This is a genomic window from Stutzerimonas sp. CXK-1 (genome assembly GCF_057738225.1).
In genome coordinates this window covers 2686257-2709808 of the sequence record NZ_CM173217.1, presented here as the reverse complement: position 1 = coordinate 2709808, position 23552 = coordinate 2686257, and the positions used below count along the sequence as shown (strand labels likewise).

Genomic DNA, 23552 nt, shown 5'->3' with positions numbered 1-23552 from the left:
TTCACCACCAGTATTTGCCGAAGTTCTGTGGGTTGGCCCAGAACTTGGCGTTCAGCCAGTTTGGAACCTGCTTGTATTCGAACAGGTCGTAGCTCAGGAGTGTCAAGGTCTGTTCGTCGCGCTGAAAGCGCTGGCTGACTTGCAATGCCAATGCATAGAAGTCGGTCAGTTGCCAGTCGGCTACGGCGAGGTCGACCAGCACCGCCAGGCGATTGCTGTTCAGGTTGCGCAGGCCGCCGAGCAATTGGCGGCCGTTGTGCCTGGGCAGGTGCTCGAGGCAGTCCACCACGATGGCCATATCGTAACGTTGCGTGGCCATTTCAGTGGGAAGAGCGGGGGGCTCGCAGTGATCCACGCGAACCTCGGGGTGGCTGGCGGCGTAGGCTTCGATGGCAGGCTGGGCGCTGCGGCTGACCAGCAGGATTCGGCCGGGGCAGTGCTGTTCGAGCAGGGCCGCGAGGGCCTGCTGTGGTGTGGGGGGTTGATGTAGGGTCAATCCGGATTCCTCTCGCAGTGGCAAGAGACTAGCGCGCTTTGTTATGAGCACCTAGTCTGAATAAAACCGGGCCGCCGAGCGACCACGAGTGCGGCACCTGGAAGAACCCAAAGTGGAGATTTGATCGATGAGTACTTTACGGACAGCTGTACCCTTGATTGTCATGACTAGCGTTCTGGCCGGTTGTGCCGGTGTGCAGAAGCAGGACTGGCCCACCTGTGCCGCAGTCGGCGGTGTGAGCGGTGCGGCCCTTGGTGCTATCGAAAGCTCCACCTATGCCGGTTGGGGCGCATTGATCGGTGGCGGTGTCGCTGCAGCCTACTGCTGGGCCAACGGTACGGAAGAGCAGACCGTCGCCGTGGTCGAAACCGTCGAGCCGATGCCCGAGCCGACCGAGCCAGAGCCCGCGGCCGAGCCGGTCCGTGTTGAGCTGGACGTCAAGTTCGACTTCGACCGCGCGGTTGTGCGGCCCGAAAGCTACAACGACATCGAGAACCTGGCTGATTTCATGAAGCAGTATCAGCAGACCACCACGGTGCTCGAGGGTCACACCGACTCGGTGGGTACCGATGCCTACAACCAGCGGCTGTCGGAGCGTCGCGCGCAGGCCGTGCGTGAGGTGCTGGTCAACCAGTACGGAGTGGCCGGCAGCCGGGTTGATTCGGTCGGCTACGGTGAGTCCCGTCCGGTCGCCGACAACTCGACCGAGGAAGGTCGTGCAATAAACCGTCGCGTAGAAGCCGAAGTCGAGGCGCGTCCGGAGTAACGCGCAGCAGCCTCTTCCAAGCCGGGCCCAGTGCCCGGCTTTTCATTGCCTTCAAAACGACAGTCGGGTGCTGGCGATCACAACGGTAGCCAGGCCGAGCAACAGGTTGATGCCCACCAGGCGGCGAATCCGCGCGAGTACCTGGCCGCCATCGGCCCAGGCCTGGCTTTCGACCGCACGGTTGAGCGCCGGCAGAAGCAATAACTGGAGGCGCAGAAATATGGCCAGCATCGCCAGAAAGGCTCCTGCCATCAGATGCACATAGCGTGGCGCCGCTTCCATCGCCCCGAAACGCAGATGCCACAGCGCGATGCCGCTGAGCGCCAGGATCAGCACCGCGGCCCAGACCCAGGCAAAGAACCGGCGCAGTACCTCGCTCCACAGGCGCAGCCGCTCGGCTGGCTGTAGCGCACTGCCCGCAGCAGGGCGCAACACCATCCAGGCGAAAAACATCCCTCCGACCCAGATCACGGCGGCCAGGACATGGAGGGCATAGGGCAGGGCGACGAAAGGCATGGGAAATCTCCACTGGCGATCAGGGCGGGGCGCGTTATCATAGCCGCCCTGCGAAACACCTGAAAATATATACAGTCCCGCCCATGCTCAGCACCGAACTCAAGTCCCAGATCCAGGGCGCCTACAGTCGCTTCCTCGAGGCCAAGCAGCTCAAACCGCGCTATGGCCAGCGGCTGATGATCGCCGAGGTGACGAAGGTGCTGGGCACCATCCAGGCCGACGACGAGGGGCGGCGCAGCAGCGAGCCGGCCGTGGTGGCCGTCGAGGCGGGTACGGGGACGGGCAAGACCGTGGCATACAGCATCTCGGCCATTCCCACGGCCAAGGCCGCCGGCAAGCGGCTGGTGATCGCCACGGCTACGGTGGCCCTGCAGGAGCAGATCGTTCACAAGGACTTGCCCGATCTGATGCGCAACAGCGGGCTGAACTTCAGCTTCGCACTGGCCAAGGGGCGTGGCCGCTACCTGTGCCTGTCACGCCTGGACCTGTTGCTTCAGGAGGGGCAGGCGCAAAACGCGACAGCTCAGTTGTTTCAGGAAGAGGGCTTCGCCATCGATGTCGATGAGCGCAGTCAGAAGCTGTACACCTCGATGATCGAGCGCCTGGCCGGCAATCGCTGGGATGGCGACCGGGACAGCTGGCCGGAGGAACTCGATGATGGCGACTGGGCGCGCCTGACCACCGACCACAGCCAATGCACCGGGCGGCATTGCCCGAACTTCCAGCAGTGCGCGTTCTACCGCGCCCGCGAGGGGATGACCAAGGTCGATGTCATCGTCACCAACCACGACATGGTGTTGGCCGACCTGGCGCTAGGTGGGGGCGCCGTGCTGCCCGATCCACGTGAGACCTTGTACGTCTTCGACGAAGGCCACCATCTGCCGGACAAGGCGATCGGCCATTTCGCCCACTTCACCCGTTTGCGCTCGACCGCCGATTGGCTGGCACAGATCGACAAGAACCTGACCAAGCTGCTCGCGCAGCATCCGTTGCCCGGTGAGTTGGGCCGTCTGGTCGAGGCGGTGCCGGAAATCGCTCGTGACCTGCGTGCACAGCAGCAGTTCATGTTCAGCGCCTGCGAGCAGGTCGCCGACTTCCGGGCCGGCGAGGACATGGAAGGGCGCGAACGGCCGCGGCATCGCTTCGTTGGGGGTGTCGTGCCCGAGCATCTGGTCGAACTCGGCAGTGAGCTGAAGAAAGGCTTCGCCAAGCTGACCGATCTGTTCACGCGCATCGCCGAAGTGCTCAAGGAGGCGATGGAGGGTGAGGGTTCGACGGGTATTGCCAGTCACCAGGCCGAGGAATGGTATCCCCTGTTCGGGAGCCTGCTGACGCGCGCGCAAGGCAACTGGGACCTCTGGCTGGCGTTCACCGCACAGGACGCCGAAGACAGCCCGCCGATGGCGCGTTGGCTGACGCTGGCCGAGGGCGGGGCGCTGTTCGATATCGAGGTCAACGCCAGCCCGATCCTCGCGGCCGAGACGTTGCGCCGCAATCTCTGGAACGTGGCCTATGGCGCGCTGGTGACCTCAGCGACGCTGACCGCGCTGAACAGCTTCGATCGCTACCGTATGCGCGCCGGCCTGCCGAAAGCCACGGTCACCGCCGTGGTGCCGAGCCCTTTCCATCATGCCGATGCCGGTGTGTTGCGCGTACCGGATTTGCGTGCCGATCCGCGTGACGCGGCAGCGCATACCGCCGCGATAGTCCGCGAGCTGCCGGCGCTGGTCGAAGGTTCGCGCGGTACGCTGGTGCTGTTTTCGTCACGCAAACAGATGCAGGACGTGTTCGATGGCCTTGAGCGCGACTGGCGTCGGCGTGTGCTGATCCAGGGCAACCTGTCCAAGCAGGAAACACTCAACAAGCACAAGGCGCGGGTCGATGGCGGCGAGCCGAGCGTGCTCTTCGGTCTGGCCAGTTTCGCCGAAGGGGTGGATCTGCCCGGGGCCTACTGCGAGCACGTGGTGATTGCCAAGATTCCCTTTGCCGTACCGGATGATCCGGTCGAGGCTGCGCTGGCCGAATGGATCGAGGCGCGCGGCGGTAATCCCTTCATGGAGATCGCCGTGCCCGACGCCTCGCTGCGATTGGTGCAGGCGTGTGGCCGGTTGCTGCGCACCGAGCAGGATAGGGGCACCATCACGCTGCTCGATCGCCGGGTGGTGACGCAGCGTTACGGCAAGGCCATTCTCAACGCGCTGCCACCTTTCCGCCGGGAAATCCAATAGTTCGCCCCAGACCTGGCCATTCGCCGGGCGAATGCGGCTTGCCTGGCTGGAATACGCTGGAACAATGCCTGAAACCGATCGCCAGGAGGATCACGCGTGCAGATACAAGGCTATTTCGACCTGCGCTTCGAGGCTGTCCGGGACGGCTTCGCCGAACTCTTCTCCACAACCCAGACACGCGGCGCAGCGCTCTGTATCCAGGTCGGTGGCGAAACGGTTGTCGATCTCTGGGCCGGAGTGGCCGACAACGCCGGGGAACAGGCCTGGCAGGATGACACCTTGGTCAATCTGTTTTCTTGCACCAAGGCGTTCACCGCCGTTGCCGCACTGCAGCTGGTGGCCGAAGGCAAGTTGGAGCTTGATGCGCCTGTCGCCCGTTACTGGCCCGAGTTCGCTGCAGCCGGCAAGGCCGCTATCACGCTGCGCCAGTTGCTCTGTCATCGCGCGGGGTTGCCAGCCATCCGTCGGCCTTTGCCACCGGAGGCGCTGTACGACTGGGCGGCAATGACCGCTGCGCTCGCTGAGCAGGCGCCTTGGTGGACGCCGGGAACGGATCAAGGTTATGCGGCCATCACCTACGGCTGGCTGGTTGGCGAGCTGCTGCGAAGGGTGGATGGACGCGAACCGGGCGCCTCGATCGTTTCGCGCGCCGCCACCCCGTTGGGGCTGGACTTCCACGTTGGCCTCGATGATCGCGAGTTTCATCGAGTGGCTTATCTGACCCGTGCGAAGAACGAATTCGGCGATGCGGCGGCGCAGCGGCTGTTCCGTGCGACGGTGGGCGAGCCGGAGTCCGTCAGTGCGTTGGCCTTCACCAATCCGCCATCGATCATGACCAGCGGCAACAAGCCCGAATGGCGACGTATGGCTCAGCCTGCTGCCAATGGCCATGGTCATGCGCGGTCGCTGGCTGGTTTTTATGCCGGTCTGTTGGGCGGGCGCCTGCTGGACGGCGCGCTGGTCGACGAAATGACCCGCGAGCACAGCTTGGGCGTCGATCGGACGCTGCTCGCGCAGACACGCTTCGGCCTCGGTTGCTGGCTCGACCAGCCGGCGGTGAGCAACGCCACCTTTGGTGCAGGCCCGCGTGCCTTCGGTCATCCGGGTGCCGGCGGCAGTGTCGGCTTCGCCGACCCTGAGCGTGAGCTTGCTTTCGGCTTCGTCACCAATACACTCGGCCCCTACGTGCTGATGGATCCTCGGGCACAGGCGCTGGCGCGATGCGCGACGGCCTGCCTGGCTTGAACCGCTCGTCACTTTGAAACGTGGATGCTTTGCAGAATAGGCACTTGCGTCCACAATTTGAACACCTGTCTGAACACCTGCGGTGGCTGCTCCAGTTGCCGCACCAAGCCTGATGGAAGCGTCCATGATTCTGCCGAAAAGCGCTGCTGCCCTGATCGTCTTGCTGGCCCTTGCCGGCTGCAGTTCGAATGAAGAGAAGCCCGCAGAAACAGCGGCTGCTCCGGCTACCGTCAAGGTCGATGCGGCATGGATGGATGCGTACGAGGCGCGCCTGCGCGATGCGCTGAAGGACAGTCGCTTCGAGGTGGAACGTCGCGACGAGGTGTTGGTGGTTACCGCGCCGGTCGATTCGTCATTCAATCCGGATCGCCCGGGGATGTTGCTGCCGGTCACGCTCGGCCCGATCAGCCGAGTAGCCAAGCTGGTTGAGGATGACGAGAAGACCGCGGTGATGGTGCTTGGTCATGCCGACAGTACCGGCTCCCAGGACATCAACCGAACCATCAGTCGTGACCGGGCCAGCGCCGTTGCGGCGATCTTCCGCCTCAGCGGGCTCAAGCATGACCGGCTGCGCATACGTGGGCTGGGTTCGGACATGCCTCGCGCTGCGAACGATAGCCAGGAAGGACGTGCGCTGAATCGGCGGGTCGAGATGGTCCTCGCGCCCCAGGCCAGTATGCTCGCGCTGCTGGCACGCTACAGTCTGCCGGCGCCGGCTGCTCAGGTGGCGGTCGCGAAGGTCGACGACAAGGCTGCGAAAAAGGACTGAGCGCCTTGGTGGATCGCTCAAAACGAAACGGGCCCGTACAGGGCCCGTTTCGTTTTGCCTTGAATCAAGCGCGAGGCCGCCTGCTGCGGATAAGCTAGGCAGCCCTAATCGTGGCAAGAGGCCTTCGGAGCAGCGCGCTGTGCTGCGCCGGTCGGCACCGTACAAGGAGCATTCGATGATCAAGTCCCTGGCCGATATGCGCCGTGACTACACCCGTGACGGGCTGAGCGAGGCCAATGCGCCGCAGGACCCGTTCGTGCTGTTCCATCAGTGGTTCGAGCAGGCCGTGCAGACCGAGCAAGCGCCGGTCGAACCTAACGCCATGTCCTTCGCCACCGTCGACGAGCAGGGGCGGCCGCACTGTCGCGTGCTGCTGCTGAAGGCACTGGACGAGCGCGGTTTTACCTTCTTCACCAACTACGACAGTGCCAAGGGCGCTCAGTTGGCGCACAGTCCGTTTGCGGCGATGACGTTCTTCTGGCCTGCCCTCGAACGGCAGGTCCGTATCGAAGGCCGCGTCGAAAAGGTCTCGGCTGAGGAGTCCGATGCCTATTTTCACGTTCGGCCGTTGGGCAGCCGGCTTGGTGCCTGGGCTTCACCGCAGAGTCAGGTCATTCGCGATCGTGCGGAGCTCGAGCGGCTGTTGGCCGAAACCGAGCAGCGCTTTCTCGACAAGGCTCCGCACTGCCCGCCGCACTGGGGCGGCTACCGCTTGCTGCCCGAGCGCATGGAATTCTGGCAGGGCCGGGCCAGCCGTCTGCATGACCGCCTCGACTACCGCCTCGAGGCTGGCGGTTGGGACCGCCAGCGATTGGCCCCCTGATTCTTCCGGGCCCGCGCATCAGTTGACGGGCGGGCCGCCTCCGTACACGCCCGGTCAATGCCCCGGGTATTCCAGCGCCTTGCGCTCCAGCCAGGCCTGCAAGTCGCCGCGGCGAACCTTCTGCGCCTTGGCGTCGGCCAATCTATCCAGCATCCAGCTGCGCCTGTCGGGGTCGCTTCCGGCGATCGAGAGCGCCAGGTCGCGATCAGCCCATCGACGAAAACGAACGAAAAGCCAGGCGTGGAAGGCCAAGCCGGCAATCGTGGTGATGGCTATGATGAAATAATCCATGTCGGTGTCTATTGCAGTCATCGGGAGAGATTCTGGGCTTGCGTAGGGTACAGACGCAGGCCGCCATGTACCATGCGGCTAACAGCCAGCCCGCTGCTCGTCGCGGTAGCGGTTCAAATCGTCCGTCAGGAGGTTTTCCATGCGCCATTCGATTCTGCTTGCTTCGTTCACGGCCGTCGCGCTTGCGGTCAGCGGTTGTGCATCCAGCCTCACGGGGGATACTTACTCGCGCGACGAGGCGCGCGCGGTTCAGACGGTTCGCTATGGCACCATCGAGTCGCTGCGGCCGGTGAAGATCGAAGGTACCAAGACGCCGATCGGCTCCGGCGCCGGTGCCATCGTGGGTGGCGTGGCCGGCAGCGGTGTCGGCGGCGGCCGCGGTAGTGCGGTCGCAGCGGTGATCGGTGCGGTGGCTGGCGGGATGCTCGGCGCCGCTGCGGAAGAGGGGATCACCCGAGCCCAGGGCGTCGAGATCACGGTCCGTGAGGATGACGGCACCACCCGCGCCTATGTTCAGGAGGTGGAGCCGAACCAGGTGTTCCGCGTGGGGCAGCGGGTGCGCATTCTGACCGTTAGCGGTACCAGTCGCGTCGCCCCCTGACGCAACGGGTACCCCGTGGTGCAAGTTGCCGAGCAAGTTGGCGGCCGGCCCAATAGCTTTTAGAAATATATCCACGCGTGGCGCTGCGGTCTCCGATATGGATAATCGGCTGCCCATTCATGATGACCGGCATGTCGGGTTGACTTATCTGGAACTGCATCGCCACCCGCTTGGGGTGCTTAAGGGGGCTCGCTCATGGCGCTTGCGCTGATCATTGCTCTGCCGTTTGCGGGGATCTTCCTGCCGCTACTGCTTGAGCGATTCGGCCGATCGGCCTGTGCCTTCGGCGCGGGCGTGGCGCCTTTGGCTGCCCTGTCGATCCTGCTCGCGCAGCGTGAGTCGGTATTCGCCGGGGAAGTCCTGATCGCCCGGCAGGGCTGGCTGCCCGACCTCGGGCTCGATCTGGCGCTACGCCTCGATGGCCTGGGCTTTCTGTTCGCCCTGCTGATTCTCGGCATCGGCCTGCTGGTGATTCTCTACGCGCGCTATTACCTGTCGAAGAAAGATCCGATGGGACGTTTCTTCGGCTTCTTTTTGCTGTTCATGGGCTCGATGCTGGGCGTGGTGCTTTCCGAGAACCTGCTGCTGATGCTGATGTTCTGGGAGCTGACCAGCCTTTCGTCGTTCTTGCTGATCGGCTACTGGAACCATCGCGCAGACGCCCGACGCGGTGCTCGGATGGCACTGGCCATCACCGGCGGAGGAGGGCTGGCGCTCCTGGCCGGCATTCTGCTGCTTGGCCATATCGTCGGCAGCTTCGAACTGAGCAAGGTGATCACGGCAGGCGATCAGATCCGCGCGCACGCGCTGTATCCACTGACGCTGGTGCTCGTCCTGCTCGGCGTGTTCACCAAGTCGGCGCAGTTTCCCTTCCACTTCTGGTTGCCACAGGCGATGGCCGCGCCGACGCCAGTGTCGGCGTTCCTGCACTCGGCGACGATGGTCAAGGCCGGCGTATTTCTGCTGGCCCGCCTGTACCCGGCCCTGTCGGAGTCGGAGTGGTGGTTCTACATGGTCAGCCTGACGGGGCTGGCGACCCTGCTGATCGGCGCCGTGATGGCATTGTTCCAGCACGACCTCAAGGGGCTGCTGGCCTACTCGACCATCAGTCACCTGGGCCTCATTACGCTGCTCTTCGGCCTAGATTCGCGCGTTGCTGCCGTGGCGGCGGTGTTCCATATCATCAACCACGCCACATTCAAGGCCTCGCTGTTCATGGCCGCCGGCATCATCGATCACGAGACCGGTACGCGGGACATGCGCAGGATCAACGGCATGTGGAAATACATGCCGCATACCGCGGCGCTCGCCATGGTCGCTTCGCTGGCGATGGCCGGCGTGCCGCTGCTGAACGGTTTTCTCAGCAAGGAAATGTTCTTCGCCGAGACGCTCGAGCAGCACCTGCTGGGCAGCTTCTACTGGACCATTCCGGTCCTTGCGACCGTTGCCGGGGCCTTCTCGGTCGCCTATTCGGTACGCTTCATTCACGACGTGTTCTTCAACGGCGAGCCGATCGACCTGCCGAAGTACCCGCCTCACGAGCCGGCGCGCTACATGAAGATCCCGGTGGAAGTCCTGGTGCTGCTGTGTCTGGTAGTCGGCATGTTGCCGGGCTATACGGTCGCCTCGCTGCTCGCCGCGGCGGTCGGTGCCACGCTCAATGGCGACGTGCCGGCGTACAGCCTGTCGATCTGGCATGGCTTCAACCTGCCGCTGCTGATGAGCTTTGTAGCGCTCGCCGGCGGGCTGGGTATCTATGCGACGCGCAGATGGCTGTTCAGCTGGTACGAAGGCCTGCCAAGCATCGATTCGGTGCTGGTCTTCGAACGCATGATGAAGACGCTTACCGAGACGGTGCGGCGGCTGGACGCCCTGGTGGACGGCGGTTCGCTGCAGCGTTACCTGCTGCTGATGCTGGTGGCCGTTCTGGTCCTGGTGATCTATGCGTTGACGCCGCTGGCGCCGCTGGAGGGGCCGGTCGCGCTCACTCCGCTCGATGCTGTGACGGTCGGCGGCATGACGCTGCTGGCGCTGGCCGCGCTGTTGACGGTCGTCTACCACCGGCGCCGGCTGGTTTCGCTGATGATGCTCAGTACGGTCGGGTTGCTGGTTTCGTTGGCCTTCGCCCGCTATTCCGCCCCCGATCTCGCGCTCACTCAGCTGTCGGTCGAGGTGGTGTCCATCATCCTGCTGGTGCTCGCCCTGCTGTTCATGCCGGCGCATACGCCAGCCGAGTCGAGTAGCTTGCGGATGTTCCGAGACGTGCTCATTGCGGGTGGTTGCGGCGTCGCCATCGCCTTGTTGACGTTTGCTGCGCTGACCCGGCCATACGACAGCATCGCCTCGTTCTTCCTGGAAAACAGCGTTTCTGGTGGCGGGGGTAAGAACGTCGTCAACGTGATTCTGGTGGACTTCCGTGGCTTCGATACGCTCGGCGAAATCACCGTGCTGGCGATCGCCGCGATCGGCGTCTTCGGGCTGTTGCATGGGTTGCGCCTGGCGCCGCCGCGCCGTGACTATGTCGGTCGCTTCTGGTCGGCCGATCGCCACCCAATGATCCTTTACGTGCTGGCCAGGGCGTTGCTGCCGATGGCGCTGATGGTCTCGGTGTTCATCTTCCTGCGTGGGCACAACCTGCCGGGTGGTGGCTTCATTGCCGGCCTGATCACGGCGGTAGCGCTGATTCTGCAGTACATCGCCCACGGCGTTGCCTGGGCCCAGGAGCGGCAGCCGGTGAGCTACCACCTGGTCTGCGGGGCCGGCCTGTTGATTGCTGGGCTCACCGGGCTTGGCAGCCTGGCGCTAGGTTATCCGTTTCTGACGTCGGCCTTCGGCCACTTCCATATCCCGCTGATCGGCGATGTCGAACTGGCCACGGCAATGCTGTTCGATCTGGGCGTGTATCTCGTGGTTGTCGGCGCCACCTTGCTGATGCTCTCCAACATCGGACATGTCAGCCAGGACGCGACCTGCAAGGAGGTGTTGTAATGGAGGCGGTGCTGGCTGTGACACTCGGCGTCATGGTGTTCAGCGGGGTGTATCTGCTGTTGCGTGCGCGCATCTTTCCGGTCGTGGTTGGCCTTACGCTGATTTCCTATGCGGTCAATCTGTTCATCTTTTCCATGGGGCGCCTGGTGACCGGCGCGCCGGCGGTGATCGGCCAGAGCAAGGATTATGTCGATCCATTGCCGCAGGCCTTGGTCCTGACGGCGATCGTCATCGGTTTCGCCATGACCGCCTTCGTGGTGGTGCTGGCGCTGCGCGGTATCGGTGAGCTCGGAACCGATCATGTCGACGGGCGGGAGCCGCGCGAATGACTCACGCGTTGATTTTTCCCATCCTGTTGCCGCTGTTCACCGGGGCGCTGTTGTTGCTGGCGCACCGCATGCCGCTGGCCGCCAAGCGCGGACTGTCGGTGCTGGCGGCAGCGCTGCTGGTGCCTTTGGCGGCTTGGCTGGTCGTGCTGGCGAGCGATGGTGAGCTGCGTCTCTACGCGCTGGGCAACTGGCAGCCACCGTTTGGCATCATCCTGTTGCTCGATCGGCTGAGCGCGATGCTGCTGCTGCTGACCGCCGTGCTCGCCAGTCTTTCCCTGCTGTACGCCTGCCGTGGCGATGACGAGCGCGGGCCGAACTTCCATGCGCTCTATCAGTTTCAACTGCTCGGCATTAACGGCGCCTTTCTGACGGGCGACCTGTTCAACCTTTTCGTGTTCTTCGAGATCCTGCTGATCTCCTCCTATGCCTTGTTGCTGCATGGCCACGGACAGCGGCGGGTTCGCTCGGGTATCCATTACGTTGTGCTGAACTTGCTGGGCTCGGCGCTGTTTCTGATCGGCGTCAGCCTGCTTTACGGGGTGCTCGGCACGTTGAACATGGCCGACCTGGCGCTGCGTGTCGCCGAGATGGATGAAGCCCTGGCGCCGCTGGTCGCCGCAGCCGGCTATCTGCTGCTCGTGGTATTCGCCCTGAAGGCCGCCATCTTGCCGCTGCATTTCTGGCTGCCACGGGCCTACGCAGCAGCGACGGCGCCGGTGGCGGCGCTGTTCGCGATCATGACCAAGGTGGGGCTGTATGCCATCCTGCGGGTCTTCTGGCTGATCTATGGCAGTGAGGCCGGTCCGCTGGCGAACATGGTCGCTGACTGGCTGTGGCCGCTCGCCCTCGTGACTCTGCTGGCAGGGGTGCTGGGAGCGCTCGCCAGTCGCAATCTGCAGACCACGCTGGGCTATCTGGTGATTGTCTCGGTGGGAACCCTGCTGGCTGGCCTGGCCTTCGGTAGCGAAGCCGGCTTGAGCGCTGCCCTGTATTACCTGCTGCACACCACGCTCGTCAGCGGCGGGCTGTTTCTGCTCGCCGACCTGGTCGCGCGGCAGCGCGGCAACGTGGGCGGCGAACTGATTCCAGGCCCCGCATTGCGCCAACCGCTGCTACTCGGTGTGCTGTTTTTCATCGGCGCGATCTCGGTGGTGGGGTTGCCACCGTTTTCCGGCTTTTTCGGCAAGTTGATGCTGCTCCGGGCAGTGCCGCCGGGCCCTTCGGCTCTGATGTTCTGGCCGGTGCTGCTGATCGGTGGGCTGGGTATGCTGATTGCGCTCAGCCGCTCGGGAAGCCTGCTTTTCTGGCGCGGCAGCGGTGAGCCGGCCGGGGCAACGGCCGATGGTGTCCGTCTGCTGGCGACGTGCGGGTTGTTGGCGGGGAGTGTCGCGCTAGTGGTTTTCGCTCAGCCCATCATCGGCTATCTGCAGGCAACCGCGGCGCAGTTGCTCGAACTCGGGCCCTATCTTGCGATCATCCGGGGGGCGCAGGCATGAAACGATGGCTGCCCAATCCGGCGCTGACCTTGCTGCTGGCGCTGCTGTGGTTGCTTCTGGCCAATACATGGTCGCTCGGCCAGCTTTTGCTGGCGCTGTTTCTCGGCTGGGCGATTCCGCTGCTCGCTAACGGCTTCCTCGTTCCGGTGCCAGCGGTGCGTCGGCCGTTGTGCCTGCTGCGCTTCGTCGGGCGAGTGGTAGGCGATATCGTGATGGCGAACCTGCACGTCGCCAAGCTGGTGCTCGGGCCGAAGAATCGTCTGCATCCGGCGTTCGTCGAGGTGCCGATGGACATCGGCGATGAGTTCGTCCTCGCCGTGCTGACCAGCATCGTCTCGCTTACGCCCGGGACAGTCTCGGCCGGCCTCAGCCCTGATCGCCGGGTGCTGCTGCTGCACGTGCTCGACGCTCCGAATCCCGACGAAATCGTCGAGCAGGTAAAGACGCGTTACGAAGCCCCGCTGCTGGAGATATTCGAATGCTCGCGTATGTGATTCCGCTGTGCTTCGTGCTGCTCAGCATCGCGGTCGTGCTCAACATGCTGCGGTTGATTCAGGGGCCGGACATGCCGGACCGCATCCTGGCGCTCGACACGCTCTACATTAACGGTCTGGCCCTGATCATCCTGTTCGGTGTGTGGCTGGCTTCGGACATCTTCTTCGAGGCCGCGCTGCTGATAGCCGTGATGGGCTTCGTCAGTACCGTGGCAGTGGCCAAGCACTTGCTTCACGGCGATATCATCGACTGAGGTTTAGAACATGCCGCTCTGGTTGGAAGTCGTCATCAGTCTTTTTTTGCTCGGCGGCAGCCTGTTTGCCCTGATCGGTGCGATCGGGCTCTATCGATTACCCGATTTCTATACGCGCCTGCACGGGCCAACCAAGGCCACCACGCTGGGGGTCGGTGGCATCGTCGTGGCTTCGGGCATTTTCTTCGGTGTGCAGCGGGGCAGTATCAGCCTGCACGAGGTACTGATCATCCTGTTCCTCCTGCTCACCGCGCCGGTCAGTGCACACATGCTGGCCAAGGCCGCGATGCAGCAGAAGCTCGATCGCACCGAGCGAACCCAGGGCAAGCCCTGGGACTGAACCGGCGAGCCTTGGCTCAGAATTCGATGGAGCTTGGAGAGATCTGCTGCTGATTGTCCTGCTGCAGTTGATCGACCAGCGCCTGTTGCAGGCGCGCACAGAGTTCCGGGTCGGACAGCGGCTGGTTGTCTTCGGTGGTCACGAAAAACACGTCCTCGACCCGCTCGCCAAGCGTGGCGATCTTGGCGTTCTGGACGGACAGATCGAACGCCAGGAACAGCTGACCGACACGCGCCAGCAGGCCCGGGCGGTCCGGCGCGATGATCTCGATGATGGTCTGGGGGCGCTGGGTGTCGTTGAGGATCGTTACCTGCGGCGCGAAGGCGAAGTGCTTGAGCTGCCGAGGAACGCGACGCTGAATGATGGTCAGGTACTCGTCGGGGTTGCGCAGGGCGTCGATCAGGCCCTGGCGGATCTCTTCGATGCGCTCGGGGCTATCGCCGATCGGCGTGCCATCGGCGTCGAGCACGATGTAGGTGTCGAGGGTGAACTGGCTGGTGGAGGTGATGATCCGGGCGTCGTGGATATTCAGGTTGAGCTGGTCCATCGCCGCCACGGTTACCGCGAAGAAGTCGTGCTGGTCCGGCGCGTAGATGAAGATTTGCGTGCCGCCTTCGAACTCCCGCTGGGTGGTTTCCTTGATCAGTACCAGCGGGCCGCCATCGCTCGGGTGGTCGATGATTGCCTCGGTGTGCCAGGCGATATCGCTGGCGGTGTGACGCAGAAAGTAGTCGTCGCCCAGTTGCGCCCAGAGCTGCTCGGCATCGTCCGGGTCGGTGCCGTTGCGTACCAGAGTATCCAGCGCGGCGCGCTGGCTCTGGCGGATCTGTTCTTCGCGCCCCAGCGGGTTCTCCAGGCCACGCCGGAGCGCGCGCTTGGTTTCCGTATACAGCTGGCGGAGCAGGCTGGCGCGCCAGGAGTTCCACAGCGTCGGGTTGGTCGCGTTGATGTCGGCGACCGTCAGCACATAGAGATAGTCCAGATGTGTCTCGTCGCCGACGATCTGTGCGAAATCATTGATGACCTGGGGGTCGGAAAGGTCCTTGCGCTGCGCGGTGGTCGACATCACCAGATGGTTCTGTACCAGCCAGACCACCAGTCGCGTGTCCCAGGCGGGCAGCTTGTGGCGGCTGCAGAACTGCTCGGCGTCGACGGCGCCCAGCTCGGAATGGTCGCCACCGCGCCCCTTGGCGATGTCGTGATACAGGCCGGCAATGTAGATGAGTTCCGGCTTGGGTAGTCGCTCGACCAGCTTGCTCGCCAGCGGGTACTTCTCTGCGACGCCCGGTTTGGTGAGCTTGCGCAGGTATTTGATGACGTTCAGCGTGTGCGCATCGACCGTATAGATGTGAAAGAGGTCGTGCTGCATCTGCCCGACGATGTGACCGAACTCCGGCAGGTAGCGACCGAGGATGCCGTAGCGATTCATGCGTCGCAGGTTGCGGTGAATGCCTTCCTTGCACTTGAACAGTTCGATGAACAGGCTGGTGTTGCGGATATCACAGCGAAAATCGTCATCGATCAGGTAGCGGTGATCACGCAGCAGGCGAATCGTCGTCGCCCTGACGCCTTCGATCTCCGGGTGCTGGGCAAGCAGCACGAAGGTTTCCATGATCGCGAACGGGGTGCGCTTGAAGATCGAGGGATGGCTGACTTCCAGATACCCGTCGCGCACCAGGAATCGGCTGTTGAGCGGAATGCTCGGGCCGGAGTCGCCTTCCCAGAGAATGACCTCGGCGAAGTGCTGGCCGACCAGGTCGCTCAGCTCGGCGATGCTCATGACGACCCGGTAATACTTCTGCATGAAGCGCTCGATGGCCAGCTTGGCGTCGTTGTCTTCGTAGCCGAGCAGGGCCGCCAGCTTGCGCTGGTGATCGAACAGCAGCCGGTCCTCGGCGCGCCCTGCCAGCAGGTGCAGACCATAGCGGACCTTCCACAGGAACTCCTGGGCCGATACCAGTAGCTGGTATTCGCCCTCGGTGAGAAAGCCCTGATCGACCACGGCCTGTAGATTCAGGGTGCCGAACTGGCGCCGGGCGATCCAGAGGATCGTCTGGATGTCTCGCAGTCCGCCGGGGGAGCGTTTGACGTTGGGCTCCAGGTTGTATTCGGTGTTGTTGTACTTGGAATGGCGCTGCCGCTGCTCGTTGCGCTTGGCGAGGAAGAACTCCTTGCTCGGCCACATTTCGGCAGGGCTGGTCACCTGCAGCATGCGCTGGCGAAGCTGCTCGGGGCCGGCGATGGTCCGGCTCTCCATAAGGTTGGTGATGATGGTCAGGTCCGCACGGGCCTCCTCGGCGCATTCGGCCACCGAGCGGACGCTTTGGCCAACCTCGAGGCCGATGTCCCAGAGGAGGGTGAGAAAGCCCTCGATTGCGTCGCGAAACAGCTCGTGGTCGTCCCCGTCGAGCAGGATCAGCAAATCGATGTCGGAGAAGGGGTGCAGCTCACCGCGGCCATAGCCGCCGACGGCGACCAGCGCGATATCCGCCCCCTTGTCCCAGTCGAAGCGCTTCCAGGCGGCGCGCAGGATCTGATCGACGAACCAGGCGCGATCTTCGATCAGGCGGCGGATGTCGCGGCCGGCGAGAAAACGCTTGTCGAGCACTTCGCGCGCCTGGCGAATGGCCTTCTTATATGCCGGGATGGGGCTGGCCTTGAGCGCCAGCTCTGCCTGGAACTGGCTGAGATCGAACAGCTCGGGGTCCACTTGGGGCATGCGAGATCCTCTGTCTGGGCCAGGGCAGGGTAGCGGCTAAGGTCAGGCCGGAACGCGCGGAATGGTGTCGTCGCTACGTAGCGTGAGGATCTCGTAGCCGTCCGCGGTGACGAGGATGGTGTGTTCCCACTGCGCCGAAAGCTTGCGGTCCTTGGTGATCGCGGTCCAGCCGTCGCCGAGCAGGCGGGTTTCGGCGCGACCCTGGTTGATCATCGGCTCGATGGTGAAGGTCATGCCTTCTTTCAGTTCGAGCCCGGTGCCAGCACGACCGTAATGCAGCACTTGCGGCTCTTCGTGGAAGACCTTGCCGATCCCGTGGCCGCAGTATTCGCGTACGACCGAGAAGCCGTTCTTCTCGGCGTGCTTCTGGATCACCTCGCCGATGTCACCCAGACGGGCGCCCGGACGAACCAGTTCGATCCCTTTATACAGGCACTCCTGGGTGACCTTGCACAGGCGTTCGGCCCATTCGGCCGCCTTGCCGACGATGAACATCTTGCTCGTGTCGCCGTGATAGCCGTCCTTGATGACGGTAATGTCGATGTTGAGGATGTCGCCATCCTTCAGCGGCTTGTCGTTCGGGATGCCATGGCAGACGACATGGTTGATCGACGTGCAGATCGACTTCGGAAAGCCCTTGTAGTTGAGCGGTGCCGGGATGGCTTGCTGTTCGTTGACGATGTAGTCGTGGCAGAGGCGGTCGAGCTCTTCGGTCGTCACGCCCGGCTTCACGTGCGCCTCGATCATTTCCAGGACTTCGGCGGCCAGACGGCCGGCGATGCGCATTTTCTCGATGTCTTCGGGCGTCTTGATGGTGACAGTCATGCAAACCCTCGGGCGCCCACCGGCGCAAGGCAAAAATCGGAAGCGGCGATGATAAACGAAAGCAGAATGGACTGCAGAAATCGCCGCCCTGCGTCGGCGTGCTAGCCTGCAGAAGGCGACTGTGCTATAAAACGCGCCGCTCAGCGGGGGACCACCCGTTGGGCTTAACCCACACACGCGTCGACACGCCTATCCTGGGTGCTCGCAAGAGTTGGATAGCGGGACGTGTGGAGGCCTAACCCGACTATTCGAGGACAAGTCATGTCTCAAGTCACCATGCGCGATATGCTGAAGGCCGGTGTGCACTTCGGCCACCAGACCCGTTACTGGAACCCGAAAATGAACAAGTACATTTTCGGCGCGCGCAACAAGATTCACATCATCAACCTGGAAAAGACCCTGCCGATGTTCAACGACGCGCTGCGTTTCGTTGAAAAGCTGGCAGCTGGCAAGAACAAGATCCTGTTCGTCGGTACCAAGCGTTCCGCCGGCAAGATCGTTCGCGAAGAAGCCGCTCGCTGCGGCCAGCCGTACGTCGACCACCGCTGGTTGGGCGGCATGCTGACCAACTACAAGACCATTCGTGCTTCGATCAAGCGTCTGCGCGAACTGGAAACCCAGTCGCAGGATGGTACTTTCGACAAGCTGACCAAGAAAGAAGCGCTGATGCGCTCGCGCGATCTCGAAAAGCTCGAGCGCAGCCTGGGCGGTATCAAGGATATGGGCGGCCTGCCGGACGCCATGTTCGTCGTCGACGTTGAGCATGAGCGCATCGCGATTTCCGAAGCCAACAAGCTGGGCATTCCGGTGATCGGCATTGTCGATACCAACAGCAGCCCCGAAGGTGTCGACTACATCATCCCGGGTAACGACGACGCCATCCGCGCCGTGCAGCTTTACCTGAGCTCCATGGCTGACGCCGTGCTGCGCGGCCGTCAGGCCACCGCTGGCGGTGCCGACGAGTTCGTCGAGGAAGTGGCCTCCGAGGCTGCTCAGGGCTGAGCCGTCGCGCCTTAGCGTGAGACCCGATGGACAAGAAGGGGGCTAGGCCCCCTTCTTTGTCACTCCGAATTGATCGTCCGAGAGGGCGACTGGTTAGAAACCTATCAGAGGATTCGAACATGGCAGAAATTACTGCGGCCCTGGTCAAGGAACTGCGCGAGCGTACCGGCCTGGGCATGATGGATTGCAAGAAGGCGCTGACGGCAGCGGGCGGCGACATCGAAAAGGCAATCGACGACATGCGTGCGGCTGGCGCCATCAAGGCTGCCAAGAAAGCCGGTAACATCGCCGCCGAAGGTTCCATCGCAGTCAAGATCGCAGCGGACAACAAGTCTGGCGTGATCATCGAAGTCAACTCGCAAACCGACTTCCTGGCGCTGCAGGATGACTTCAAGGCGTTCGTTGCTCAGAGCCTGGACAAGGCTTTCGATCAGGGGCTGACCGATGCTGCCCCGCTGATTGAGTCGCAGGAAGAGTCGCGCCTGGCGCTGGTCGCCAAGTGTGGCGAGAACGTCAACATCCGTCGCCTGACTCGCGTCGAGGGCGACACCGTTGGCGCCTACCTGCACGGTCACCGCATCGGCGTTCTGGTCGTGCTCAAGGGTGGTAACCCTGAGCTGGCCAAGGACATCGCCATGCACGTTGCGGCCAGCAACCCAGCGGTGCTGACGCCAGCTGACGTTTCCGAAGAGCTGATCGCCAAGGAAAAGGAAATCTTCCTGCAGCTCAATGCTGAGAAGATCGCCGGCAAGCCCGAGAATATCGTCGAGAACATGGTCAAGGGCCGCATCAACAAGTTCCTGGCCGAGGCGAGCCTCGTCGAACAGGCTTTCGTCAAGGATCCGGAAATCAAGGTCGGCGACCTGGCCAAGAAGGCCGGTGCGGAAATCGTCTCCTTCGTGCGCTACGAAGTGGGTGAGGGCATCGAGAAGGCCGAGGTCGACTTCGCTGCAGAGGTTGCTGCTCAGGTAGCGGCAAGCAAGCAGTAACGTTTCAGGCCGTCCGGTACGAAGAGGCTGCCCGCTAACGCGCGCGGCCTCTTTGTCAAACTGGTGGCAGCAAAATACTGGCTCTACACGATATAGTCTCGCTGGCACTTATCGTTCGTTCGTTGGTCCAAGCGCAGATTATTCTTCTATGCCCAATCAATACCGTTTTCTTTCGAACGCCGTGGGAGGCGCACGCCAATGGCTCAGCAGATGAGTGCTCGAAATCCTCGCTACAAACGAATCCTGCTCAAACTGAGCGGCGAAGCGCTGATGGGCACGGAGGACTTCGGCATCGATCCCAAGGTGCTGGATCGCATGGCGCTCGAGGTTGGCCAGCTGGTGGGCATTGGCGTGGAAGTGGGCCTGGTGATCGGTGGCGGCAACCTGTTCCGCGGGGCGGCGCTGTCCGCCGCCGGGATGGATCGTGTAACCGGCGACCATATGGGCATGCTTGCCACGGTGATGAACGGCCTGGCGATGCGTGACGCGCTGGAGCGCTCGAACATTCCGGCGCTGGTTATGTCGGCCATCTCGATGGTTGGGGTGACCGATCACTATGACCGACGCAAGGCGATGCGCCATCTCAAGAGCGGTGAGGTTGTGATCTTCTCCGCCGGCACGGGCAACCCGTTCTTCACCACGGACTCGGCGGCCTGCCTGCGGGCGATCGAGATTCAGGCCGACGTGGTGCTCAAGGCGACGAAGGTCGACGGCGTGTACACGGCCGATCCTTTCAAGGATCCGAATGCCGAGAAGTTCACCGAGCTCAGCTACGACGAGGTGCTGGACCGCAAGCTTGGGGTTATGGATCTGACGGCCATCTGCCTCTGTCGTGACCACAATATGCCGCTGCGTGTCTTCAACATGAACAAGCCCGGTGCCCTGCTCAATATCGTGCTGGGGGGCGCCGAAGGAACTCTCATCGAGGAATCGAACGAATGATCAACGAGATCAAGCAAGACGCGCAGGAGCGCATGAAGAAGTCCCTCGAGTCGCTGGAACACGCTTTCGCAAAGATTCGTACCGGGCGTGCTCATCCCAGCATCCTCGACGGTGTCATGGTGTCCTATTACGGCGCTGACACCCCGTTGCGCCAGGTGGCCAACGTGGTGGCCGAAGACTCGCGCACGCTTGCGCTGACCGTGTTCGACAAGAGCATGATCCAGGCGGTGGAAAAGGCGATCATGACTTCCGATCTGGGGCTCAACCCGGCAACTGCCGGCACGACCATTCGCGTGCCGATGCCGGCCCTGACCGAGGAAACCCGCAAGGGTTATACGCGCCAGGCGCGTGCCGAGGCGGAAAATGCTCGCGTGGCGGTGCGCAATATCCGTCGCGACGCACTGGCCCAGCTCAAGGACCTGGTCAAGGAAAAGGAAATCAGCGAGGACGAGGAACGCCGTGGCCAGGACGATGTTCAGAAGCTTACCGACAAGTTCGTTGCCGACATCGACAAGGCGCTAGAGGCGAAGGAAGCGGACCTCATGGCAGTCTGATTCTTCAGTCTGTTCTGCGAAGCGCATTGCCATTGGCGGTGCGCTTCGGTCGATGAGCTCGAGCTGGCGCTTGCAGCGTCTTGTATTCATCGCAGCGTTTGATAGCGCAAGTAGAGTTGGTCATGGAAAACGGCAAACAGATCGCGCGGGGGGCCGTCCCCCGCCACGTCGCGATCATCATGGACGGAAACAATCGCTGGGCCAAACGCCGGCTGTTGCCTGGTGTAGCGGGCCACAAGGCGGGTGTCGATGCGGTGCGAGCCGTCATCGAGGTGTGTGCCGAGTCGGGCGTCGAAGTGCTGACGCTGTTCGCCTTTTCCAGTGAGAACTGGCAGCGGCCCGCCGATGAGGTGGGGGCGCTGATGGAGCTGTTCCTTTCTGCGCTACGCCGGGAAGCGCGCAAGCTGGACGACAACGGCATTCGTCTGCGGATCATCGGCGATCGCAGCCGCTTTCATCCGGAGCTGCAGGCGGCGATGCGGGACGCCGAAGAGACCACTGCGCATAATCGGCGCTTCATCCTGCAAGTGGCTGCCAACTACGGTGGTCAATGGGACATCCTGCAGGCCACGCAACGCCTGGCGCGCGAGGCGCAGGCGGGCAGGTTGAATCCGGACGAGATCACACCGGCACTGTTCGAAGGCTATCTAGCGACGGGCGAGCTGCCCCCGCCCGACCTGTGCATTCGCACCGGTGGCGAACAACGCATCAGCAATTTTCTGCTCTGGCAGCTCGCCTATGCGGAGCTGTATTTTTCCGATCTGTTCTGGCCCGACTTCAAGCGGCAGGCGATGCGTAAGGCGCTTGCCGATTTCGCCTCCCGGCAGCGTCGTTTCGGCAAGACCAGCGAGCAGGTGGAGCGCGAGGCCAAGGTCGAATGCTGAAACAACGAATCATCACCGCGGCGATTCTTCTGCCGATCGCCCTGATCGGTTTCTTTCTGCTCGAGGGGCTGGCGTTCGCCATCTTTATCGGCGTTGCAGTTACCTTGGGGGGCTGGGAATGGGCCCGGCTCGCGGGTTTCTCTTCGCAGTCGGTGAGAGTTGGCTACGCCGCAGGCGTGGCGTTGCTGCTTGCTGTGCTCTATGCCAATCCGGCTCTCGCCGCCTGGGTGCTTGCTGCGGCAATTGCCTGGTGGGTTTTCGCGACCTTCCTAGTGCTGGGTTATCCGCAAAGCCGTCGTTACTGGGGAGGGGCAGGCGGCAGCCTCGCCTTTGGTTTCCTGGTGCTGCTGCCTGCCTGGCAGGCCTTGGTGCTGCTCAAACAGTGGCCGATGGGGAACTGGTTGATCGTGGCGGTGATGGTGCTGGTGTGGGTTGCCGATATCGGTGCGTATTTTTCCGGGCGGCGCTTCGGTCGGCGCAAGCTCGCTCCCGAGGTCAGTCCCGGCAAGAGCTGGGAGGGCGTGTTCGGCGGCCTAGTAGCGAGCCTGCTTGTTACCGTTGGCGTCGGGTTGTACCGCGATTGGGCTCCGCGTGAGCTCGTACTCGCGTTGCTTGGGGCGGCGGTGGTGGTGTTGATCTCGGTGATCGGCGATCTCACCGAAAGCATGTTCAAGCGCAATGCGGGCATCAAGGACAGTAGTCAGCTGCTTCCTGGTCACGGCGGAGTCATGGACCGGATCGATAGCCTGACGGCCGCGGTGCCGGTGTTTGCCGTGCTGTTGTGGTTGGCTGGGTGGGGGGCGCTGTGACGACCCTCAAGGTCACCGTCTTGGGTGCTACCGGCTCCATTGGTCTAAGCACGCTCGATGTCATTGCCCGTCACCCTGATCGCTACTCGGTCTTCGCGCTTACGGCCTTCAGCCGGGTTGCTGAACTCATGGCGCTGTGCCTGCGGCATCGTCCCCGCTTCGCGGTGTTGGCCGATGAGGCCCAGGCCCGAGTGCTGCAGGCCGATCTTCATGCGGCCGGGTTGGCAACGCGCGTGCTCGTCGGTTGCGGCGGGCTATGCGAAGTCGCCGCTCATCCCGAGGTCGATGTAGTCATGGCGGCCATCGTCGGTGCAGCCGGTCTGCGCCCGACGCTATCCGCCGTGCAGTCAGGCAAGCGAGTGCTGCTGGCAAACAAGGAGGCGCTGGTGATGTCCGGCGCACTGTTCATGCAGGCTCTGCAGCAGAGTGAAGCGGTACTGCTGCCGATCGATAGCGAGCACAACGCGATATTCCAGTGCCTGCCGACCGATTACTCGCGAGGGATGGCTGCGGTCGGGGTCCGGCGCATTCTGCTGACCGCCTCCGGCGGGCCATTCCGGGAAATGCCAGCCGAGGCGCTGGTCGATGTGACGCCCGAGCAGGCCTGTGCGCATCCGAACTGGTCGATGGGGCGCAAGATTTCCGTCGACTCGGCGAGCATGATGAATAAAGGGCTCGAGTTGATCGAGGCATGCTGGTTGTTCAATGCGCGTCCGAGTCAGGTCGAGGTCGTTGTTCACCCACAGAGCGTCATCCACTCGATGGTCGACTATGTCGATGGATCGGTGTTGGCGCAGCTTGGCAACCCTGACATGCGCACCCCTATCGCGCATGCCCTTGCCTGGCCCGAGCGCATCGATTCGGGCGTGTCGGCACTCGATCTGCTGCGCATCGGTCTGCTCGAATTCCAGGCGCCGGACGATGCGCGCTTTCCCTGCCTGCGTCTGGCTCGAGAGGCAGCCGAGGCCGGCGGTACCGCGCCGGCCATGCTCAATGCCGCGAATGAGGTCGCCGTTGAGGCGTTTCTGGGGCGGCGCATCCGTTTTACCGAGATCGCGAGTATCATCGCCGATGTGTTGGAGCAGGAGGCGGTCGGTGCGGCCGGCTGTCTCGACGATGTGTTGATGGCGGATCAGCAGGCTCGCCGGCTTGCGGGTGACTGGCTGGACCGCCACGGGCGTTAGCCCGGAGG

General features: G+C 63.0%; 24 protein-coding genes. 19 read left to right on the top strand and 5 right to left on the bottom strand.

The window, feature by feature from the left end:
* Nucleotide 1: 1 nt before the first annotated feature.
* Complete coding sequence (locus AC0KXH_RS12720; RefSeq protein ID WP_488223508.1) at nt 2-496, bottom strand: DUF6231 family protein; 495 nt, start codon at nt 494-496, stop codon at nt 2-4.
* 127 nt (nt 497-623) lie between these two features.
* Here AC0KXH_RS12720 and AC0KXH_RS12715 point away from each other — a divergent pair, with 127 nt between their 5' ends.
* Nucleotides 624-1262, top strand: coding sequence for an OmpA family protein (locus AC0KXH_RS12715; RefSeq protein WP_479685647.1), 639 nt, complete (start codon nt 624-626; stop codon nt 1260-1262).
* Nucleotides 1263-1313: 51 nt separating this feature from the next.
* Here the strand turns inward: AC0KXH_RS12715 and AC0KXH_RS12710 are convergent, their stop codons facing one another.
* A complete protein-coding gene (locus tag AC0KXH_RS12710; protein ID WP_488223507.1) occupies nt 1314-1778 on the bottom strand; it encodes a CopD family protein in 465 nt (154 codons plus the stop codon).
* Nucleotides 1779-1861: 83 nt separating this feature from the next.
* On the opposite strand from AC0KXH_RS12710, the gene dinG reads away from it, so the two are divergent.
* From dinG to pdxH, 4 genes are all read left to right on the top strand, one after another.
* Nucleotides 1862-4006, top strand: a complete 2145-nt coding sequence (gene dinG, locus AC0KXH_RS12705) for an ATP-dependent DNA helicase DinG (RefSeq protein ID WP_488223506.1) — start codon at nt 1862-1864, stop codon at nt 4004-4006.
* A gap of 96 nt (nt 4007-4102) precedes the next feature.
* Nucleotides 4103-5251, top strand: a complete 1149-nt coding sequence (locus AC0KXH_RS12700; protein WP_488223505.1) for a serine hydrolase domain-containing protein — start codon at nt 4103-4105, stop codon at nt 5249-5251.
* Between the two features lie 124 nt (nt 5252-5375).
* Nucleotides 5376-6020, top strand: a complete 645-nt coding sequence (locus AC0KXH_RS12695) for an OmpA family protein (protein ID WP_041104446.1) — start codon at nt 5376-5378, stop codon at nt 6018-6020.
* A gap of 175 nt (nt 6021-6195) precedes the next feature.
* Nucleotides 6196-6843, top strand: coding sequence for a pyridoxamine 5'-phosphate oxidase (gene pdxH / locus AC0KXH_RS12690; RefSeq protein WP_041104448.1), 648 nt, complete (start codon nt 6196-6198; stop codon nt 6841-6843).
* Between the two features lie 54 nt (nt 6844-6897).
* On the opposite strand, the gene AC0KXH_RS12685 is transcribed toward pdxH, so the two are convergent.
* Nucleotides 6898-7134: a hypothetical protein gene (locus AC0KXH_RS12685; protein WP_041104450.1), complete on the bottom strand. Its 237-nt coding sequence runs from the start codon at nt 7132-7134 to the stop codon at nt 6898-6900.
* Between the two features lie 139 nt (nt 7135-7273).
* On the opposite strand from AC0KXH_RS12685, the gene AC0KXH_RS12680 reads away from it, so the two are divergent.
* The 7 genes from AC0KXH_RS12680 to AC0KXH_RS12650 all read left to right on the top strand — a co-directional run bounded on the left by AC0KXH_RS12680 (nt 7274) and on the right by AC0KXH_RS12650 (nt 13636).
* Nucleotides 7274-7735 carry an outer membrane lipoprotein gene (locus tag AC0KXH_RS12680; RefSeq protein WP_043221073.1) on the top strand — a complete coding sequence of 154 codons (462 nt, stop codon included), beginning with the start codon at nt 7274-7276 and terminating at the stop codon, nt 7733-7735.
* Between the two features lie 195 nt (nt 7736-7930).
* Nucleotides 7931-10723, top strand: a complete 2793-nt coding sequence (locus tag AC0KXH_RS12675) for a monovalent cation/H+ antiporter subunit A (protein ID WP_488223504.1) — start codon at nt 7931-7933, stop codon at nt 10721-10723.
* The gene (locus AC0KXH_RS12670) at nt 10723-11052 is read left to right on the top strand and encodes a Na+/H+ antiporter subunit C (protein ID WP_041104456.1); all 330 of its coding nucleotides are present in this window, start codon (nt 10723-10725) and stop codon (nt 11050-11052) included. Before AC0KXH_RS12675 ends, AC0KXH_RS12670 begins: the two co-directional genes overlap by 1 nt.
* The gene (locus AC0KXH_RS12665) at nt 11049-12548 is read left to right on the top strand and encodes a monovalent cation/H+ antiporter subunit D (protein WP_041104459.1); all 1500 of its coding nucleotides are present in this window, start codon (nt 11049-11051) and stop codon (nt 12546-12548) included. Before AC0KXH_RS12670 ends, AC0KXH_RS12665 begins: the two co-directional genes overlap by 4 nt.
* Nucleotides 12545-13042 carry a Na+/H+ antiporter subunit E gene (locus AC0KXH_RS12660; RefSeq protein ID WP_041104461.1) on the top strand — a complete coding sequence of 166 codons (498 nt, stop codon included), beginning with the start codon at nt 12545-12547 and terminating at the stop codon, nt 13040-13042. Before AC0KXH_RS12665 ends, AC0KXH_RS12660 begins: the two co-directional genes overlap by 4 nt.
* On the top strand, nt 13027-13296 hold the full coding sequence (locus AC0KXH_RS12655; RefSeq protein WP_041104462.1) for a K+/H+ antiporter subunit F: 270 nt from the start codon (nt 13027-13029) through the stop codon (nt 13294-13296). Before AC0KXH_RS12660 ends, AC0KXH_RS12655 begins: the two co-directional genes overlap by 16 nt.
* A 10-nt stretch (nt 13297-13306) precedes the next feature.
* On the top strand, nt 13307-13636 hold the full coding sequence (locus tag AC0KXH_RS12650) for a Na+/H+ antiporter subunit G (protein ID WP_041104464.1): 330 nt from the start codon (nt 13307-13309) through the stop codon (nt 13634-13636).
* Between the two features lie 16 nt (nt 13637-13652).
* Here the strand turns inward: AC0KXH_RS12650 and AC0KXH_RS12645 are convergent, their stop codons facing one another.
* Both AC0KXH_RS12645 and map read right to left on the bottom strand, forming a co-directional pair.
* Nucleotides 13653-16355, bottom strand: coding sequence for a [protein-PII] uridylyltransferase (locus tag AC0KXH_RS12645; RefSeq protein ID WP_488223503.1), 2703 nt, complete (start codon nt 16353-16355; stop codon nt 13653-13655).
* Between the two features lie 42 nt (nt 16356-16397).
* Nucleotides 16398-17180 (bottom strand): type I methionyl aminopeptidase, encoded by a 783-nt coding sequence (gene map, locus AC0KXH_RS12640; RefSeq protein ID WP_041104468.1) that lies wholly within the window; start codon nt 17178-17180, stop codon nt 16398-16400.
* Nucleotides 17181-17441: 261 nt separating this feature from the next.
* Between map and rpsB the strand changes: the two genes are divergently transcribed.
* The 7 genes from rpsB to ispC all read left to right on the top strand — a co-directional run bounded on the left by rpsB (nt 17442) and on the right by ispC (nt 23544).
* A complete protein-coding gene (rpsB, locus tag AC0KXH_RS12635; RefSeq protein WP_041104470.1) occupies nt 17442-18182 on the top strand; it encodes a 30S ribosomal protein S2 in 741 nt (246 codons plus the stop codon).
* Nucleotides 18183-18301: 119 nt separating this feature from the next.
* Nucleotides 18302-19171 carry a translation elongation factor Ts gene (tsf, locus tag AC0KXH_RS12630; RefSeq protein ID WP_041104472.1) on the top strand — a complete coding sequence of 290 codons (870 nt, stop codon included), beginning with the start codon at nt 18302-18304 and terminating at the stop codon, nt 19169-19171.
* Nucleotides 19172-19369: 198 nt separating this feature from the next.
* The gene (gene pyrH, locus AC0KXH_RS12625) at nt 19370-20113 is read left to right on the top strand and encodes a UMP kinase (protein WP_041104473.1); all 744 of its coding nucleotides are present in this window, start codon (nt 19370-19372) and stop codon (nt 20111-20113) included.
* Entirely contained in the window at nt 20110-20667 is a 558-nt protein-coding gene (gene frr, locus AC0KXH_RS12620; protein WP_041104474.1) for a ribosome recycling factor, read from the top strand. The genes pyrH and frr overlap by 4 nt, the downstream gene beginning before the upstream one ends.
* Before the next feature lie 122 nt (nt 20668-20789).
* Nucleotides 20790-21551, top strand: a complete 762-nt coding sequence (gene uppS, locus AC0KXH_RS12615) for a polyprenyl diphosphate synthase (protein ID WP_043221059.1) — start codon at nt 20790-20792, stop codon at nt 21549-21551.
* Nucleotides 21545-22360: a phosphatidate cytidylyltransferase gene (locus AC0KXH_RS12610; RefSeq protein WP_488223502.1), complete on the top strand. Its 816-nt coding sequence runs from the start codon at nt 21545-21547 to the stop codon at nt 22358-22360. Before uppS ends, AC0KXH_RS12610 begins: the two co-directional genes overlap by 7 nt.
* Nucleotides 22357-23544 (top strand): 1-deoxy-D-xylulose-5-phosphate reductoisomerase, encoded by a 1188-nt coding sequence (gene ispC, locus AC0KXH_RS12605; RefSeq protein ID WP_488223501.1) that lies wholly within the window; start codon nt 22357-22359, stop codon nt 23542-23544. The genes AC0KXH_RS12610 and ispC overlap by 4 nt, the downstream gene beginning before the upstream one ends.
* Nucleotides 23545-23552: the final 8 nt, after the last annotated feature.

What these genes read in the sequence shown, in the direction of transcription:
- AC0KXH_RS12675 (WP_488223504.1), top strand. Translation starts at nt 7,931, where the DNA reads ATGGCGCTTGCGCTGATCATTGCTCTGCCGTTTGCGGGGATCTTCCTG.
- pyrH (WP_041104473.1), top strand. Translation starts at nt 19,370, where the DNA reads ATGGCTCAGCAGATGAGTGCTCGAAATCCTCGCTACAAACGAATCCTG.
- AC0KXH_RS12715 (WP_479685647.1), top strand. Translation starts at nt 624, where the DNA reads ATGAGTACTTTACGGACAGCTGTACCCTTGATTGTCATGACTAGCGTT.
- AC0KXH_RS12680 (WP_043221073.1), top strand. Translation starts at nt 7,274, where the DNA reads ATGCGCCATTCGATTCTGCTTGCTTCGTTCACGGCCGTCGCGCTTGCG.
- AC0KXH_RS12670 (WP_041104456.1), top strand. Translation starts at nt 10,723, where the DNA reads ATGGAGGCGGTGCTGGCTGTGACACTCGGCGTCATGGTGTTCAGCGGG.
- AC0KXH_RS12645 (WP_488223503.1), bottom strand. Translation starts at nt 16,355, where the DNA reads ATGCCCCAAGTGGACCCCGAGCTGTTCGATCTCAGCCAGTTCCAGGCA.
- AC0KXH_RS12665 (WP_041104459.1), top strand. Translation starts at nt 11,049, where the DNA reads ATGACTCACGCGTTGATTTTTCCCATCCTGTTGCCGCTGTTCACCGGG.
- map (WP_041104468.1), bottom strand. Translation starts at nt 17,180, where the DNA reads ATGACTGTCACCATCAAGACGCCCGAAGACATCGAGAAAATGCGCATC.
- AC0KXH_RS12710 (WP_488223507.1), bottom strand. Translation starts at nt 1,778, where the DNA reads ATGCCTTTCGTCGCCCTGCCCTATGCCCTCCATGTCCTGGCCGCCGTG.
- dinG (WP_488223506.1), top strand. Translation starts at nt 1,862, where the DNA reads ATGCTCAGCACCGAACTCAAGTCCCAGATCCAGGGCGCCTACAGTCGC.
- uppS (WP_043221059.1), top strand. Translation starts at nt 20,790, where the DNA reads ATGGAAAACGGCAAACAGATCGCGCGGGGGGCCGTCCCCCGCCACGTC.
- rpsB (WP_041104470.1), top strand. Translation starts at nt 17,442, where the DNA reads ATGTCTCAAGTCACCATGCGCGATATGCTGAAGGCCGGTGTGCACTTC.
- AC0KXH_RS12610 (WP_488223502.1), top strand. Translation starts at nt 21,545, where the DNA reads ATGCTGAAACAACGAATCATCACCGCGGCGATTCTTCTGCCGATCGCC.
- AC0KXH_RS12655 (WP_041104462.1), top strand. Translation starts at nt 13,027, where the DNA reads ATGCTCGCGTATGTGATTCCGCTGTGCTTCGTGCTGCTCAGCATCGCG.
- frr (WP_041104474.1), top strand. Translation starts at nt 20,110, where the DNA reads ATGATCAACGAGATCAAGCAAGACGCGCAGGAGCGCATGAAGAAGTCC.
- pdxH (WP_041104448.1), top strand. Translation starts at nt 6,196, where the DNA reads ATGATCAAGTCCCTGGCCGATATGCGCCGTGACTACACCCGTGACGGG.
- tsf (WP_041104472.1), top strand. Translation starts at nt 18,302, where the DNA reads ATGGCAGAAATTACTGCGGCCCTGGTCAAGGAACTGCGCGAGCGTACC.
- AC0KXH_RS12660 (WP_041104461.1), top strand. Translation starts at nt 12,545, where the DNA reads ATGAAACGATGGCTGCCCAATCCGGCGCTGACCTTGCTGCTGGCGCTG.
- AC0KXH_RS12650 (WP_041104464.1), top strand. Translation starts at nt 13,307, where the DNA reads ATGCCGCTCTGGTTGGAAGTCGTCATCAGTCTTTTTTTGCTCGGCGGC.
- AC0KXH_RS12695 (WP_041104446.1), top strand. Translation starts at nt 5,376, where the DNA reads ATGATTCTGCCGAAAAGCGCTGCTGCCCTGATCGTCTTGCTGGCCCTT.
- AC0KXH_RS12685 (WP_041104450.1), bottom strand. Translation starts at nt 7,134, where the DNA reads ATGGATTATTTCATCATAGCCATCACCACGATTGCCGGCTTGGCCTTC.